Consider the following 15,458-nt stretch of genomic DNA (forward strand, 5'->3'; position numbering starts at 1 on the left):
CCAAACGTTTCATGGGTTTACGGCTTTTTTTCAGCTACAAGCCCGTAGGCCTCTTTCTCCATTAAAACTAGTTCAGTACATATTTTTTGCGTACGATAGATGTTAGAATTAATCGGCAATCTAGCAGTTTTCTAAACTTAGTTTCCGTGAGAATTTCAATATTCCTTCCTGCTTCAATTAGCTCATAAGCTTTTCTTTCCTTTGAGCTTAATCCGCTGCTTCCAACAAGTAAATGATCCTGTTTTCCAACGACAAGATAATTTGTTTTAGAACTTACTCCACTTTTAATGATTCCTCCTAGGTTAACTACTCTTTGCATGGCTTCCTCACGATCCATTGTTAATTCACCAGTAAAAACAAAATTTTTACTATAAAAAGGGTGGTGAATATCAAAATCGTTAGTAGATGGAATCATGTCTTTTGTGGATATTTTGGCGAAATTCTTTTTTCTCTTCTTAAATTCCGTTTGAATCTTTAATTCTGAGAATCGTTTTATCGGTATTGAACTATAGGTACTAATATAGGTATGGATGGATTTCCTTCTTTTTGTTTCCATGCATTTTAAAACTAATTCCGCACATGCTCTCGCATCATCTAAGGCGTTGTGGTGATTATTAAGAGTTATGCCAAACCTTTCTGCACGGTCTTTTAATGAGCTGCCGATACCTTCCCCACTACACGCGCGAGTACTTATTGGAATACTGCACACATAGTCGAATTCAGGAACTTCAATTGAATAGGTTTTCAAGCAATTTCTCAATACATTCATATCGAACTGAGCATTATGTGCGACAAATAAACTCTCATTATGAAAATAATGGCTAATCTCCCCCCACACTTCATCAAATTTTGGTGCGTTCTTTAAATCATCAAAAGAAAGACCATGTATTTTTGACATCTCTTGATCGAGTTCGAGGGTAGGAGGCTGAATCAGATAATACTTTTCGTCAATGATTTTATTGTTCTGGATGAATACCATTCCTAAAGAGCATGCACTGTTCATATGGTTATTGGCTATTTCAAAATCAATCGTTATGAAATCCATTTGGCTTCCCCCTTTTAGTTTAAAAAATAATTAAAGTTATAATAATCCCACATGGATTTAGAAAATGACAGGACAAGATTTAAACTTATCATAGTTGAAATAAAAAGTTAAAATGAATGGCTTGTATGCTTAAATCATTGAAGAATCTTCTCTATTATTATAAAGTGATTGAAGCATTCACTTCATCCCTTTTTTGTTTTGAACAGTACTGCAAGACTTCCCTATGACAATATTTTTCCATACAACATTCCTTCCCGTTATTGTAAAATGAACACGAGGGGGGATTAAGATGAACTTACAAGCAGGGTTATGGCAGCAGCAGACTTTAAAGCTAACGATGACGCAAGAGCTTACTCAGGCGATTGCCTTGCTGCAATATAATACACAGGAGCTTTCTGCATTTTTAGAGAATAAAGCTTTGGAAAACCCCTTATTGCAGATTGAGCCTGGCAATGTGCAAGCCATGGACCCCCGGAAGGATCGAGTGAAGCCAACTCGCAAGAAAGTGGATAAAGATAAGCAAAACTGGATTGAACAGATTGGGGAAACGGTGACTTATCTAGATGAATATTTAAAGTCACAGGTAGATCTCAATCGATTAACTATAAATGGAAAAAAAGTATTTGACTATTTAATTGAGTGTATCGATGAAAACGGTTACTTTCGTGCAGAGGTAAGTGAAGTAGCCGCTCATTTTAAACTATCGGACGAAGAAGTCTATGAACATCTTAAACTATTGCAAGGATTAGAGCCCGCTGGGATCGGTGCCCGGAATTTGCAAGAATGCCTCTTATTGCAATTACGGCGCTGTGAGAAGAGGAATGTACTCGCAGAAGAAATCATAGAAAAGCATTTCCTTCCTTTTGCTGAAAAGAAATGGAAGGATATATCAAAATTGCTCAATGTAAAATTGAATGAGATTCAAGAGGTATTCGATTTCATTCAAACATTAAATCCAAGACCAGCTTCCTCCTTTCAACACGAAAAATCTGCTTACATAGTGCCAGATGTTGTGATTAAGTGGGATGGGGAATCCTTTACAGTAAGTATATTTGATGAGGCATTGCCGAAAATTAGCTTTAACAGCGCGTACTATGAAAAGTTCTCGTCTAACAATGATAAGTCAGTCAATCGCTTTATTCAGGAAAATCAGCAGGATTATCAATGGATCATGAAGAGCATTGAGCAAAGAAAAGAAACATTAACAAAGGTTTCTTTGAAGATAGTAGAAAAACAGCGGGACTTTTTTATGAATGGACCTGCATACTTACGACCAATGACAATGAAGGAGATTGCGGACGAACTTGAAATTCATGAGTCAACGGTCAGTCGTGCCGTTAGAGAGAAGTATGCGCAAACCCCTTTTGGAACGTACGAATTAAGATCCTTCTTCTCAAGCACGATAAAGACTACATCAGATGAGAATACCTCATCCAAGCAAGTAAAGACGATCATTAGCCAATTGGTAGAAGGCGAAAACAAACAAAAGCCATTATCTGATCAGGAAATCGTTCATTTGTTAAAAGAGCAAGAGGGGATGGTTGTTTCGCGTAGAACAATTGCGAAATACCGGGATCAGCTCGGTATTCCTTCTTCATCAAAACGAAAACGCTATGAATGAAGGGAGAATAGCAATGAACAAAAGTACACTTGTGCTCTATACACGCAGCCGTTGTTCATTATGTGATAAAGCGAAAAAGATCATCCTAGAATTACAGGAAGAATGGGATTTTATTCTGGAAGAAATTGATATTGATACGAGCGATGAATTAACTGAAAAATATGGAATCATGATTCCGGTTGTTGAAATCGATGGAGAAGAAATTCAATTCGGACAAATTGATCATCTAACCATTAGTGAAGCGTTTTCAGAAAAAAGTAAATCTTTTTAATTGAATTCACTTATTACTCCTGTTAAAATGTAGTTATAGCAGGAGTGATTTTTTTTGCTTCAATCGGGACATAATATGTCTACGGGGGACAAAAAATGTCCAGGAGGATAAAATCAATGGATTCATTAATTGATGTTCAAAAAAGATTATTGCCTGATTTATTAACCATTATGCAAAAGCGCTATCATATTCTTCACTACATTGGGCTAATGGAACCTGTTGGGAGAAGGAGCTTAAGTCTCAGTTTAGGCTTAACGGAAAGGGTATTAAGAAGTGAGGTTGAATTTTTAAAAGACCAAAATCTGATTGCCTCTTCAACCGCAGGGATGAGCTTGACTTCTGATGGTAAAGATTTACTTGATAAATTAAGCGCTGTCATTAGAGAAATCTCAGGAATTAGTGCCATGGAGGAGAATCTGCAGCGTAAGCTTGGCATTCAGAAGGTCATCATCGTCTCTGGTGATTGTGATGATTCACCATGGGTGAAAACGGAATTGGGCAGAGCTGCTGCCAATCGGATGAAGTCCAATCTTACAGGGGAAAATATTATTGCTGTAACAGGCGGCTCAACTATTGCAGCCGTGGCAGATATGTTAACCCCATTAGACGCTTCGCAAAGCTGTCTTTTTGTCCCCGCAAGAGGCGGAATAGGTGAGGATGTAAAAAATCAAGCCAACTCCATCTGTGCGGCAATGGCTGACCGGACGGATTCCAAGCATCGTGTCCTGTATATCCCAGATCAAGTGAGCCAGGAGATGTATGAATCCATTATTAAGGAACGGGAAATTAGCGAAGTTCTGAAAATGATCAAGTCAGCAAGCATGGTTTTACATGGGATTGGAGACGCTATTACAATGGCAGAACGCCGAAAATCAAGCAGCGAAGATCTAGCAAAAATTAAAGGTGCACAGGCAGAAGGGGAAGCTTTCGGCTATTATTTCAATAAAAATGGCGAGGTCGTTCATAAAGTTCAAACGATTGGACTCCAGCTGCAGGATCTTTCTGCTATTCCGGATGTCATTGCAGTTGCAGGAGGAAAAACGAAGGCAAAGGCGATTGCCGCTTATATGAAACAAGCACCGCAATCAACCGTACTCGTAACGGATGAAGGTGCAGCAAAATGTTTATTAAAAGGGTAAATACCCTTTTTCAATACAATTTTATCCGACAAGGGAGGAAGTTAAAATGGCAGTAAAAGTTGGTATTAATGGATTTGGAAGAATTGGTCGTGTAGTTTTTCGTGCAGCATTAAAGAACCCTAATATAGAGATTGTCGCAGTAAATGATTTAACAGATGCAAACATGCTTGCACATCTTTTAAAATATGATTCTGTGCATGGAACATTAAATGAAAATGTATCTGTTGATGGAGATTATCTTGTAGTTGGCGGACATAAAGTAAAAGTAATCGCAGAACGTGATCCTGCTCAGCTTGGATGGGGAGACTTAGGTGTTGAAGTGGTTATTGAATCAACAGGTCGTTTTACGAAGCGTGAAGATGCAGCGAAGCATTTAGAAGCGGGGGCAAAGAAAGTCATTATTTCTGCACCTGCTACGAATGAGGATATTACAGTAGTTATGGGTGTAAACCATGAAAGCTATGATCCTGCAAACCACCATGTCATTTCAAATGCGTCATGTACAACAAACTGTCTTGCACCTTTTGCTAAAGTTCTGAATGATAAGTTTGGCATCAAGCGTGGAATGATGACAACGATCCACTCTTATACAAATGATCAGCAAATTCTTGACTTGCCGCATAAAGATTATCGTCGTGCACGTGCGGCAGCGGAGAATATCATTCCAACGACAACTGGGGCTGCCAAAGCTGTTTCCCTTGTGTTGCCTGAGTTAAAGGGCAAATTAAACGGTGGAGCTGTACGTGTACCAACTCCAAACGTTTCTTTAGTTGATTTAGTTGCTGAGCTTGAAAAAGAAGTAACAGCTGAAGATGTAAACGCAGCATTTAAAGCAGCGGCTGAAGGAGAATTAAAAGGCATTTTAGCATATAGCGAGGAGCCATTAGTTTCTAGTGATTACAATGGAGATCCTGCATCATCTACGATCGATGCCCTTTCTACAATGATTATGGAAGGCAATATGGTAAAAGTCATTTCTTGGTATGACAACGAAAGCGGCTATTCTAATCGCGTTATAGATCTTGTAGATTATATCGCACAAAAAGGCTTTTAAAATCTTAATAAAATTCCTTGGAAAGTTTTAAACATATTGGAAATTGAAAGTGCAAACGTCTATAATGATATATGGTAAAGGGGAGCGGGGAACAAACCCCTCTCCTTTTTCTATGAAGAGTTTTCGCAATTATTTTTGCATTGGTGTAAGCCTAAGCAAGTACTACTTATTTGTAAACATGTGGGGGTCATTTTGCGATGAACAAAAAAAGCGTTAAAGATGTGGATTTAAAAGGGAAAAAGGTATTTTGCCGTGTGGATTTCAATGTACCGATGAAAGATGGCAAAGTGACTGATGAAACACGAATCCGCGCTGCACTGCCAACGATTCAATACTTAACAGACCAAGGAGCAAAAGTAATTCTAGCCAGTCATCTTGGACGTCCAAAGGGACAGGCAGTCGAGGAATTGCGCCTGACACCGGTCGCAGCTCGTTTGTCTGAGCTTCTTGGAAAAGAAGTGAAAAAAGCAGATGAAGCATATGGAGATGCGGTTAAAGAAATGATAGGAACAATGAACGAGGGAGATGTCATGCTTCTTGAAAATGTTCGTTTCTATCCTGGCGAGGAAAAAAATGATCCTGAGCTAGCGAAGGCTTTTGCTGAATTAGCCGATCTTTATGTGAACGATGCGTTCGGAGCAGCACACCGTGCCCATGCTTCAACAGAGGGAATTGCTCATTATCTTCCAGCTGTATCAGGACTTTTAATGGAGAAGGAGCTAGAGGTGTTAGGAAAAGCTCTATCTAATCCAGAGCGCCCATTTACAGCGATTATTGGCGGGGCAAAAGTAAAGGATAAAATTGGCGTGATTGAAAATCTGCTTGATAAGGTAGATAACTTAATCATTGGCGGCGGCTTGGCTTATACGTTCGTAAAGGCAAATGGACATGAAATAGGAAAATCACTTTTAGAAGAAGATAAAATAGATTTAGCAAAATCATTTATGAAGAAAGCGCAAGAAAAGGGAGTTAACTTCTATATGCCAGTTGACGCTGTCATTGCTGATGACTTCTCCGTGGAAGCAAACACAAAAACGGTTGCAATTGAGGAAATTCCAGCCGATTGGCAAGCGCTTGATATCGGACCGAAAACGGCTGAAATTTACAGCGATGTGATCCAAAATTCAAAGCTAGTCATCTGGAATGGACCGATGGGTGTGTTTGAATGGGATAAATTTGCTGGCGGAACAAGGGCTGTGGCTGAAGCATTAGCAGAAGCTAACGATACATATTCCGTCATTGGCGGCGGGGACTCTGCAGCAGCTGTAGAAAAATTCTATCTTGCAGACCGCATGAGCCATATTTCCACGGGCGGCGGTGCTTCCCTAGAGTTTATGGAAGGCAAGGCTTTACCTGGTGTAGTTGCGTTGAATGATAAATAGAAAAGCGGAAGCGGCTTGTTAGCCCGACAAGCATAAGACGGGTCCAAGTAGAAGGCGTTCTTTGCCTTCAACTTGGGAACGGCTTATGACCTCGAGGGTCTAGGCGCTGGAGCTGGACAGAGAAAAGCGGAAGCGGCTTGATCAGGGGCGACAAGCATAAGGCAGTCCAGCAGGAAGGTTGTACTTTAACCTTCTTGATGGAATGACTAATGACCTCGAGGGTCTAGGCGCTGGAGCTGGACAGAGAAAAGCGAAATAAAAATATTGCATGAAAGGATGTACCATTATGCGTAAACCAATCATTGCAGGAAACTGGAAAATGCATAAAACCCTTCCGGAGGCGAGAGCATTTTTAGGAGAAATTAAAGGCTCAATTCCAGATGTGGATAAAGTTGAAACGGTTATATGTGCCCCAGCTTTATTTTTGGAGCGCTTAGTAGGCTCTAATGTAGGTATTGGTGCACAAAATATGCATTTTGAAGAAAGCGGTGCTTTTACAGGGGAGATCAGTCCTGTGGCACTAGAAGATATTGGTGTAAAATATGTGATTCTCGGTCATTCTGAACGCCGTGAAATGTTTAATGAAACAGATGATGCAGTGAACAAAAAAACATTGGCAGCTTTCAAGCACAACCTAACTCCGATTGTATGCTGTGGAGAAACGCTTGAACAACGGGAGAACGGCGAAACAATGGCATTTGTAGGCTCACAAATAGAAAAGGCATTGCAAGGCTTAACTGAGGAACAAGTGAAACAAACGGTTATTGCGTATGAACCAATCTGGGCAATTGGCACAGGAAAATCTTCTACTGCTGAAGATGCAAATGAAGTATGTGCACATATTCGCCAAGTGGTGAAGGAGCAATTTTCTCAAGCTGCAGCAGATGCTGTCCGAATTCAATATGGCGGCAGTGTGAAGCCTGGAAATATTAAAGAATATATGTCTCAGCCTGATATCGATGGCGCTTTAGTAGGAGGCGCTAGCTTAGAAGCACAATCGTTCCTGCAATTATTGGAGGCAGGGCAATATGAGTAAATCACCTGTTGCATTAATCATCCTAGATGGCTTCGGGTTAAGAAATGAGCAAAAGGGAAATGCAGTATCTCATGCGAAGAAGCCAAACTTTGACCGTTATTGGAATGAGTTTCCTCATGCGACCTTAACAGCTTGCGGGGAAGCGGTCGGTTTGCCTGAAGGACAAATGGGGAATTCAGAGGTTGGACACCTGAATATTGGTGCTGGTCGTGTGGTTTATCAAAGCCTGACAAGAGTAAATGTGGCGATTCGTGAAGGCAAGTTTGAGAAGAATGAAACCTTTTTAAAGGCTATTAACCATGTAAAAGAAAATGGGACAAATCTTCATTTGATGGGCTTACTTTCAGATGGAGGCGTCCACAGCCATATTAATCACCTTTATGCGCTGCTTCATTTAGCGGCAGAAGAGGGCGTTAAAAACGTCTATGTTCATGGGTTTTTAGATGGACGGGATGTGGGACCACAAACGGCTGAAGGGTATATAAAAGCAGCTGAGGAAAAAATGAAGGAATATGGTGTCGGTGAATTTGCGACGATTTCTGGCCGTTACTACTCTATGGATCGGGATAAGCGATGGGAGCGTGTAGAAAAATCATACCGCTCGATGGTTTACGGGGATGGACCAACCTATTCGAATGCGAGTGATTTAGTAGAGGATAACTATCGGCATGGGATTTTTGATGAGTTCGTCATTCCATCAGTAATTACTAGAGAAAATGGGGAGCCTGTTGCAACCATTCAGGATAATGATGCTGTTATTTTCTATAACTTCCGACCGGATCGGGCAATCCAAATATCAAACACGTTTACAAATAAAGATTTCCGTTCGTTCGATAGAGGGTCAAAGCATCCTGATCACCTATTTTTCGTTTGCTTGACTCATTTTAGTGAAACGGTTGATGGCTATGTGGCGTTTGAACCAAGCAATTTGGATAATACACTTGGCGAGGTACTGTCCCAAAATGACTTAAAACAGCTGCGAATTGCAGAAACTGAGAAATATCCGCATGTCACCTTTTTTATGAGCGGGGGACGTGAAGCGGAATTTCCAGGTGAAAAGCGGATTTTAATCAACTCCCCAAAGGTCGCTACATATGATTTAAAGCCAGAAATGAGTGCATACGAAGTGACGGATGCCTTACTAAAGGAAATCGAAGCGGACCAGCAGGATGCGATTATTCTTAACTTTGCTAATCCTGATATGGTCGGCCATTCTGGGATGCTTGAGCCTACCATTAAGGCGGTAGAGACTGTTGACGAATGCCTTGGGAAAATTGTTGATCTCATCGTTAAAAAAGGTGGAAAAGCAATTATTACTGCTGACCACGGGAATGCGGATGAAGTTGTTACGTTAGAAGGGCAGCCGATGACCGCCCATACGACCAATCCGGTACCTGTGATTATTACGGAAAATGGTGTAAAACTTCGAGAAGACGGCATTCTTGGTGATCTTGCCCCAACCGTGCTGGATCTTCTTGGACTTGAAAAACCAGCTGAAATGACAGGAACAACATTAATAAAAAAATAAGTTGAATTTAAAGGAGAGAATAAATATGCCATTTATCCAACATGTATATGCTCGTGAAGTTTTAGATTCTCGCGGAAACCCAACAGTTGAAGTAGAAGTGTTAACAGAATCAGGATTCTTTGGCCGTGCAATGGTTCCATCTGGTGCATCAACTGGTGAATACGAAGCAGTTGAGCTTCGTGATGGCGACAAGTCACGCTACCTTGGAAAAGGTGTTCAAAAAGCAGTAGACAACGTAAATAACTTAATTGCTGACGTTGTAATCGGTATGGATGTAACGGATCAAGTCGGCATCGACCGCACGATGATCGAATTAGATGGAACAGAAAACAAAGGCAAACTTGGTGCCAATGCAATCCTTGGTGTTTCAATGGCGTGTGCACATGCAGCTGCTGAGTCTGTAGGTCTTCCTTTGTACCGTTACCTTGGCGGATTCAATGCGAAGCAGCTTCCAACACCAATGATGAACATTATTAATGGTGGATCTCATGCTGATAATAACGTGGATTTCCAAGAATTCATGATTATGCCTGTAGGCGCGCCTACTTTTAAAGAAGCGATCCGCATGGGTGCGGAAGTATTCCATTCTTTGAAGAAAGTTTTATCTGGCAAAGGCTTGAATACAGCTGTAGGTGATGAAGGCGGATTCGCTCCAAACCTTGGTTCAAACCGTGAAGCATTAGAGGTTATTATTGAGGCAATTTCCAATGCTGGCTACGAAGCGGGCAAAGACATTTACCTTGCAATGGATGTTGCTTCATCCGAGTTCTTTAACAAAGAAACTGGCAAATACGATCTTGCAGGTGAAGGCCGCACAGGCTTAACTTCAGAAGATATGGTTAACTTCTACGAAGAGCTTGTGAATGAATTCCCGATCATCTCGATTGAAGACGGCTTAGATGAAAACGACTGGGAGGGCCACAAGCTTCTTACTGAACGGATCGGCGGAAAAGTACAGCTTGTTGGGGATGACCTATTCGTTACAAATACAAAGAAATTAGCACAGGGAATTGAGCAAGGCGTTGGCAACTCAATCCTTATCAAAGTAAACCAAATCGGTACGTTAACAGAAACATTTGATGCCATCGAAATGGCGAAGCGTGCAGGCTATACGGCTGTCGTTTCTCATCGTTCTGGTGAAACAGAAGATGCAACTATTGCTGACATCGCTGTTGCAACAAATGCAGGCCAAATCAAGACAGGATCTATGTCCCGTACTGATCGTATCGCAAAATACAACCAGCTTCTTCGCATCGAGGATGAGCTTGGGGATTTAGCGGTTTATGATGGATTGAAGTCTTTCTATAATTTGAAGAAATAAGTTTGTCAGGGCGGCCATTGTGGCCGCCCCTTTTGGTGGTTTGGCGAATATAATTGGGGTAACGGCGAAGATATTTCATTTTTGTCCAATATAATGTGGCTGACGGCGAATATATCATTTTTTTGTCCAATAAAATCAATCTGACGGCGAATATCTCACTGAGGATGGTATACTCTCCCTTTGTTAGCCCCTGAACTTGGCAGATTCATTCGCATAAGCAGCTTGGATGCCATATCTACGGATGATAAATGAGTAAATTCACGAAATTGCTTGTTAGACATCGTTGAATTTAATGAGAGAAAGTAATCTTTTACTGCCTCAACATGTGCATTTTTATCAAAACACCCACATTTTTCACAAAACCATTTTTTCCGTAAGCGAACCATCCCAAATGATAGGCAATTTGGACACTGCACCCCTGTTTTCACATCTGATTTAGTCAATACGTATTTCTGTGAAATATTCTGATCACTTGGAACATGGCTTTTTAAAAGCAATTTACACAGTTTCCGCAAGTGCTTCATTTCAATTACATCTTTTTTATACGCCTTTCCAATTTCATTTAGACGATCTAGCAGATTATATCCATGCACGATCCTTTTCAAAAGTGATTGACTGCGAGAATTGGTTTTTAAAATGGTTGAGGGGCTGCTGAAAGCAACTAAATAATCGATGGGAATCTGAGAGTAGCCATAACTGTTGAGAAATGTGCTTAATTGCTGCTGATGCCATTTGGTTTGAGAAATGGGATTTTGGAAGCCCTCTTCTTTATCATTAGCTGTGCGAATAAGTTGGTTAAACGAATCTTCAAGAAGCAGTGTACCGTAGAAATTCTTGCATTCGAGGATAAAAGCTAGATGGCGGCTGAGGACTAGATAATCGATTTGAAAATGGTGAGGACCATTAGGAAGACACAAATCATGAAAAATAAAGTAATCTTTATCCGGGAGGAAATCTAAGTAGTAGGATAATGCTCGTTCCCCGTTATAACCAGCTAATCTTTTTCTTAAATCCTCCTTTATCTCGGCATATTTGGCATGATCTATAGGTATACGCCGCATTAATGCCTCCAATTTTAAAATGCTGCTTGGTTTCGATAACTCTTTTACAATCAAAATAATCACTCCTTTCCCGATAAATTCGATCTCGAGTAGAACCATTCCTTCTACGAACTATGACCAAATTCTGAATTCTATTGCCAATAAAACACAACTATGATAAAATTAGTGATACTGTAAAAGGTTCGTTTCAGGAGGTGGGCTTTTATGCATGCACTATTAATCACGCTATTGGTTATTGTATCTGTCGGACTTATTGTTGTCGTACTTCTGCAGTCAGGTAAAAGTGCTGGTTTATCCGGTGCCATTTCTGGGGGAGCAGAACAGCTTTTTGGAAAACAAAAAGCACGCGGGCTGGATCTGATTCTTCACCGTATTACAATTGTTCTTGCAGTCCTATTCTTTATTTTAACTATTGGAGTATCCTATTTCGCGTTATAAAAAATTGCCTGGCCTTCATTAGGTCAGGTTTTTTTCGTTTGCTTTGTTAAAAATAACTATTAATCAAACGTTTGATTAAACGAATTTTACATAAAAAGGGGTATCATATAGATGAAAATTGTTACACCGAAGCCGTTTACTTTTGGTAATGGGAAGCGAGCGGTGCTGTTGCTGCACGGTTTTACAGGAAATACAGCGGATGTACGCATGATGGGCCGTTTTTTAGAAGGGAAAGGCTATACATGCCATGCACCGCAATACAAAGGGCATGGTGTGCCGCCAGAGGAGCTTGTTCATACGGGGCCAGAAGACTGGTGGAAAGACGTCATGGATGGCTATGAATACTTGAAAAATAAGGGTCATCAAGAAATTGCTGTGGCAGGACTATCATTGGGAGGCGTATTTTCCTTGAAATTAGGTTACACTGTACCTGTTAAGGGAATTATCCCCATGTGTGCACCGATGCATATTAAGAGTGAAGAAGTGATGTATGAAGGGATTCTTCAGTATGCCCAACAATATAAGCAGCTAGAAGGGAAAACTGAGGTGCAAATAGAACAAGAGATGGCTGAATTTCAAAAAACACCGATGAATACATTAAAAGCACTTCAAGAATTAATTGCTGATGTTCGCAATCATGTGGATATGATTTATTCTCCAACTTTCGTTGTTCAAGCAAGAGAGGATCATATGATCAATACGGACAGCGCGAACATTATTTATAATGAAGTGGAGTCAGATTTGAAAGAAATCAAATGGTTTGAGGAATCAGGACACGTAATTACGCTTGATAAAGAACGAGATCAGCTTCATGAAGATGTGTTTCAGTTTTTAGAAAAGCTAGATTGGGAAGAATAGAAGAAAAGGAGGGGATATTGAATGGAAAATAATATCCAACAAATTATAGATAAGCTCCTGTACTATATGAAGGATGAGGCTTATAAGCCGCTTACCGTACAGGAAATGGAATCCGCATTTGGAATTGAGGATTCTTCCGATTTTAAAGATTTTGTAAAAGCGCTTGTGATGATGGAGGAAAAAGGTCTCGTTGTACGAACAAGAAGCAATCGGTACGGCCTGCCAGAGAAGATGAATCTCATACGCGGGAAGTTAACTGGGCATGCTAAAGGCTTTGCCTTTGTCATTCCAGATGAGCCGGGAATGGATGATATTTTTATCCCGCCAAATGAAACGAATAACGCGATGCACGGAGATATCGTTCTTGCACGTGTTAGTTCAGAGACATCTGGCCAGAGACGAGAAGGCACTGTTATACGCGTTTTAGAGCGTGGAATCACGCAGATTGTCGGGACATATACAGAAAGTAAAAATTTTGGATTTGTGCTTCCTGATGATAAGAAATTCACCAGTGATATATTCATCCCGAAAGCAGCTTCTCTTGGCGCAGTTGAAGGTCATAAAGTAGTCGTTAAGCTGACAACTTATCCGGAAGGAAGAAAAAGTGCAGAAGGGGAAGTCGTACAAATCCTCGGTCATAAAAACGATCCAGGTGTTGATATTCTTTCTGTTATCCATAAGCATGGTCTGCCAATGGAGTTTCCGGATGAAGTACTTGAACAGGCAACAAACACGCCTGAAACAATTGATCCAAATGATCTGGCAAACCGCCGGGATTTAAGGGATCAAACAATCGTCACGATTGATGGGGCAGACGCTAAGGATTTGGATGACGCTGTTACTGTCACGAAGCTTGAAAATGGCAACTACAAACTTGGTGTACATATCGCAGATGTTACCCATTATGTTCGTGAGGATTCACCGATTGACCGTGAAGCAGAAGAGCGCGCAACAAGTATTTATTTAGTTGATCGCGTTATTCCAATGATTCCTCATCGCTTGTCCAATGGGATCTGCTCATTGAATCCGAAGGTTGACAGGCTAACACTTTCATGTGAAATGGAAATAGCTCCTAGTGGAGAGTTCGTTTCGCATGAAATTTTCCAAAGTGTGATTAAAACAACGGAGCGAATGACTTATTCGGATGTGAATAAAATTCTCGAGGACCAAGATGAGGAGCTCATGAACCGTTATGAGCCACTTGTACCAATGTTTCAGTTAATGGAAGAGCTCGCACAAATTTTACGAAATAAGCGAATGAAGCGTGGAGCGATTGACTTCGATTTTAAAGAGGCAAAAGTGATTGTTGATGAGGAAGGCAAGCCAAATGATGTTGTTATTCGTGAACGTTCAGTTGCTGAAAGGTTAATCGAAGAATTCATGCTAGCAGCAAATGAAACGGTAGCCGAGCATTTTCATTGGATGGAGGTACCATTCATCTATCGAATCCACGAAGATCCGAAGGAAGATAAGCTAAGAAGATTCTTCGAGTTTATCATCAATTTCGGGTATATCGTAAGAGGGACAGCGAATTCTGTCCATCCGCGTGCCTTGCAGGAAATTATTGAGGAAGTCCAGGGCAAGCCAGAGGAAATGGTTGTTTCGACGGTTATGCTTCGCTCTATGCAACAGGCAAAATACGATCCAGAAAGCTTGGGTCACTTTGGATTATCAACAGAATTTTATACACATTTCACATCGCCGATCCGTCGGTACCCAGATTTAATTGTGCACCGATTGATCCGTACGTATTTAATTGAAGGCAAGCTCGACCAAGCTACAAGGGAAAAATGGAATGCACAGCTTCCTGATATTGCTGAGCACTCTTCAAATATGGAGCGGAGAGCAGTCGAGGCAGAACGGGAAACGGATGAGCTGAAAAAAGCCGAATACATGGAAGATAAAATTGGCGAGGAATACGACGGGATGATTAGCTCTGTGACAAACTTTGGAATGTTTGTTGAGCTGCCGAATACAATTGAAGGTCTCATCCACGTAAGCTATATGACCGATGATTATTATCGTTACGATGAGCGCCATCTAGCGATGATTGGCGAACGGACGGGCAACGTGTTCCGCATTGGTGATGAAATTACTGTCCGTGTTGTAAAAGTGAATAAAGAAGAGCGCTCAATTGACTTTGAAATTGTCGGCATGAAAGGAACACGCAGACAAGAAACAAGTGATAAACCAAAGATTTTCCGAACAGGCAGCAGTGAGCGCAAGCCACGTAAAGGCAAATCCGAACAAAGTGCAGGAAGTCGTAATCGTACAGACTCTGGCGCTAGCGATGGAAAGAAAAAGCCAAAAAAGAGTAGAAAGTATTACGAAAATGCGCCAAAGGCAAAGCGAAAAAATAAGAAACGCTAACTAGTGCAGCTTTGGCCAAATCACGAAAATGGATTTGGCCAAACTTTTGGATAGGGTCAGCTAGAGTAAACAATGTGTGGAAATAAGTGGATGCAGTGAATTAGAGCCCTTATGTGGTAATAAAAGTAAAATCAGGTCACTATAATGATGGTTAGAGCCTGTAAATGGGTAAAAAAGGTAAATGAGGGCATGAAAGTGGAGTTTAGAGCCTGGGAGTGGGTTAATTTGGTAAATGTCGGTTCCAAAGCAAAAGAAAGAGCTTAAATATGGAAGTAAAAGTAAAAATGGGTCACTAAAACAAGTTTTTATAGAATAAATAGGAAATGATAGCTGA

13 protein-coding genes are annotated in these 15,458 nt (G+C 40.8%); 11 read left to right on the top strand and 2 right to left on the bottom strand.

Features of this window, described 5'->3' with window-relative positions; translation table 11 throughout:
• Positions 1 to 67 precede the first annotated feature (67 nt).
• Complete coding sequence (locus tag FI644_RS12725) at positions 68 to 1,045, bottom strand: exonuclease domain-containing protein (RefSeq protein WP_053477624.1); 978 nt, start codon at positions 1,043 to 1,045, stop codon at positions 68 to 70.
• Positions 1,046 to 1,334: 289 nt separating this feature from the next.
• Here FI644_RS12725 and rpoN point away from each other — a divergent pair, with 289 nt between their 5' ends.
• The 8 genes from rpoN to eno all read left to right on the top strand — a co-directional run bounded on the left by rpoN (position 1,335) and on the right by eno (position 10,397).
• Complete coding sequence (gene rpoN / locus FI644_RS12730; RefSeq protein ID WP_053477625.1) at positions 1,335 to 2,666, top strand: RNA polymerase factor sigma-54; 1,332 nt, start codon at positions 1,335 to 1,337, stop codon at positions 2,664 to 2,666.
• A gap of 13 nt (positions 2,667 to 2,679) precedes the next feature.
• Positions 2,680 to 2,937, top strand: coding sequence for a glutaredoxin family protein (locus FI644_RS12735; RefSeq protein ID WP_056686411.1), 258 nt, complete (start codon positions 2,680 to 2,682; stop codon positions 2,935 to 2,937).
• A gap of 116 nt (positions 2,938 to 3,053) precedes the next feature.
• Entirely contained in the window at positions 3,054 to 4,076 is a 1,023-nt protein-coding gene (locus tag FI644_RS12740; protein WP_053477627.1) for a sugar-binding transcriptional regulator, read from the top strand.
• 46 nt (positions 4,077 to 4,122) lie between these two features.
• Entirely contained in the window at positions 4,123 to 5,130 is a 1,008-nt protein-coding gene (gene gap, locus FI644_RS12745) for a type I glyceraldehyde-3-phosphate dehydrogenase (protein WP_053477628.1), read from the top strand.
• Between the two features lie 197 nt (positions 5,131 to 5,327).
• Positions 5,328 to 6,512 carry a phosphoglycerate kinase gene (locus FI644_RS12750; RefSeq protein ID WP_053477629.1) on the top strand — a complete coding sequence of 395 codons (1,185 nt, stop codon included), beginning with the start codon at positions 5,328 to 5,330 and terminating at the stop codon, positions 6,510 to 6,512.
• 286 nt (positions 6,513 to 6,798) lie between these two features.
• The gene (gene tpiA, locus FI644_RS12755; protein ID WP_142108444.1) at positions 6,799 to 7,548 is read left to right on the top strand and encodes a triose-phosphate isomerase; all 750 of its coding nucleotides are present in this window, start codon (positions 6,799 to 6,801) and stop codon (positions 7,546 to 7,548) included.
• On the top strand, positions 7,541 to 9,076 hold the full coding sequence (gene gpmI / locus FI644_RS12760) for a 2,3-bisphosphoglycerate-independent phosphoglycerate mutase (protein WP_142108445.1): 1,536 nt from the start codon (positions 7,541 to 7,543) through the stop codon (positions 9,074 to 9,076). Before tpiA ends, gpmI begins: the two co-directional genes overlap by 8 nt.
• Before the next feature lie 25 nt (positions 9,077 to 9,101).
• Positions 9,102 to 10,397: a phosphopyruvate hydratase gene (gene eno / locus FI644_RS12765; protein WP_053477632.1), complete on the top strand. Its 1,296-nt coding sequence runs from the start codon at positions 9,102 to 9,104 to the stop codon at positions 10,395 to 10,397.
• Between the two features lie 155 nt (positions 10,398 to 10,552).
• Here eno and FI644_RS12770 read toward each other — a convergent pair whose 3' ends face one another.
• Positions 10,553 to 11,512 (bottom strand): nuclease-related domain-containing protein, encoded by a 960-nt coding sequence (locus FI644_RS12770; RefSeq protein ID WP_056686402.1) that lies wholly within the window; start codon positions 11,510 to 11,512, stop codon positions 10,553 to 10,555.
• Positions 11,513 to 11,662: 150 nt separating this feature from the next.
• On the opposite strand from FI644_RS12770, the gene secG reads away from it, so the two are divergent.
• The 3 genes from secG (at position 11,663) to rnr (ending at position 15,124) form a co-directional block, all read left to right on the top strand.
• Positions 11,663 to 11,896 carry a preprotein translocase subunit SecG gene (gene secG / locus FI644_RS12775; RefSeq protein ID WP_053477634.1) on the top strand — a complete coding sequence of 78 codons (234 nt, stop codon included), beginning with the start codon at positions 11,663 to 11,665 and terminating at the stop codon, positions 11,894 to 11,896.
• Positions 11,897 to 12,007: 111 nt separating this feature from the next.
• Positions 12,008 to 12,754, top strand: a complete 747-nt coding sequence (locus tag FI644_RS12780) for an alpha/beta hydrolase (RefSeq protein WP_053477635.1) — start codon at positions 12,008 to 12,010, stop codon at positions 12,752 to 12,754.
• A gap of 21 nt (positions 12,755 to 12,775) precedes the next feature.
• Positions 12,776 to 15,124 carry a ribonuclease R gene (gene rnr / locus FI644_RS12785; protein ID WP_142108446.1) on the top strand — a complete coding sequence of 783 codons (2,349 nt, stop codon included), beginning with the start codon at positions 12,776 to 12,778 and terminating at the stop codon, positions 15,122 to 15,124.
• The last annotated feature ends 334 nt before the right edge of the window (positions 15,125 to 15,458 follow it).

Origin of the sequence: Cytobacillus solani (assembly GCF_006704205.1) — a bacterium.
Lineage (GTDB): Bacteria > Bacillota > Bacilli > Bacillales > Cytobacillaceae > Cytobacillus > Cytobacillus solani.

Excerpts from the sequence above, each read along its gene's own strand:
- gap (WP_053477628.1), top strand. The coding sequence starts at position 4,123 with ATGGCAGTAAAAGTTGGTATTAATGGATTTGGAAGAATTGGTCGTGTA.
- gpmI (WP_142108445.1), top strand. The coding sequence starts at position 7,541 with ATGAGTAAATCACCTGTTGCATTAATCATCCTAGATGGCTTCGGGTTA.
- rnr (WP_142108446.1), top strand. The coding sequence starts at position 12,776 with ATGGAAAATAATATCCAACAAATTATAGATAAGCTCCTGTACTATATG.
- FI644_RS12740 (WP_053477627.1), top strand. The coding sequence starts at position 3,054 with ATGGATTCATTAATTGATGTTCAAAAAAGATTATTGCCTGATTTATTA.
- eno (WP_053477632.1), top strand. The coding sequence starts at position 9,102 with ATGCCATTTATCCAACATGTATATGCTCGTGAAGTTTTAGATTCTCGC.
- tpiA (WP_142108444.1), top strand. The coding sequence starts at position 6,799 with ATGCGTAAACCAATCATTGCAGGAAACTGGAAAATGCATAAAACCCTT.
- secG (WP_053477634.1), top strand. The coding sequence starts at position 11,663 with ATGCATGCACTATTAATCACGCTATTGGTTATTGTATCTGTCGGACTT.
- rpoN (WP_053477625.1), top strand. The coding sequence starts at position 1,335 with ATGAACTTACAAGCAGGGTTATGGCAGCAGCAGACTTTAAAGCTAACG.
- FI644_RS12750 (WP_053477629.1), top strand. The coding sequence starts at position 5,328 with ATGAACAAAAAAAGCGTTAAAGATGTGGATTTAAAAGGGAAAAAGGTA.
- FI644_RS12735 (WP_056686411.1), top strand. The coding sequence starts at position 2,680 with ATGAACAAAAGTACACTTGTGCTCTATACACGCAGCCGTTGTTCATTA.
- FI644_RS12780 (WP_053477635.1), top strand. The coding sequence starts at position 12,008 with ATGAAAATTGTTACACCGAAGCCGTTTACTTTTGGTAATGGGAAGCGA.
- FI644_RS12725 (WP_053477624.1), bottom strand. The coding sequence starts at position 1,045 with ATGGATTTCATAACGATTGATTTTGAAATAGCCAATAACCATATGAAC.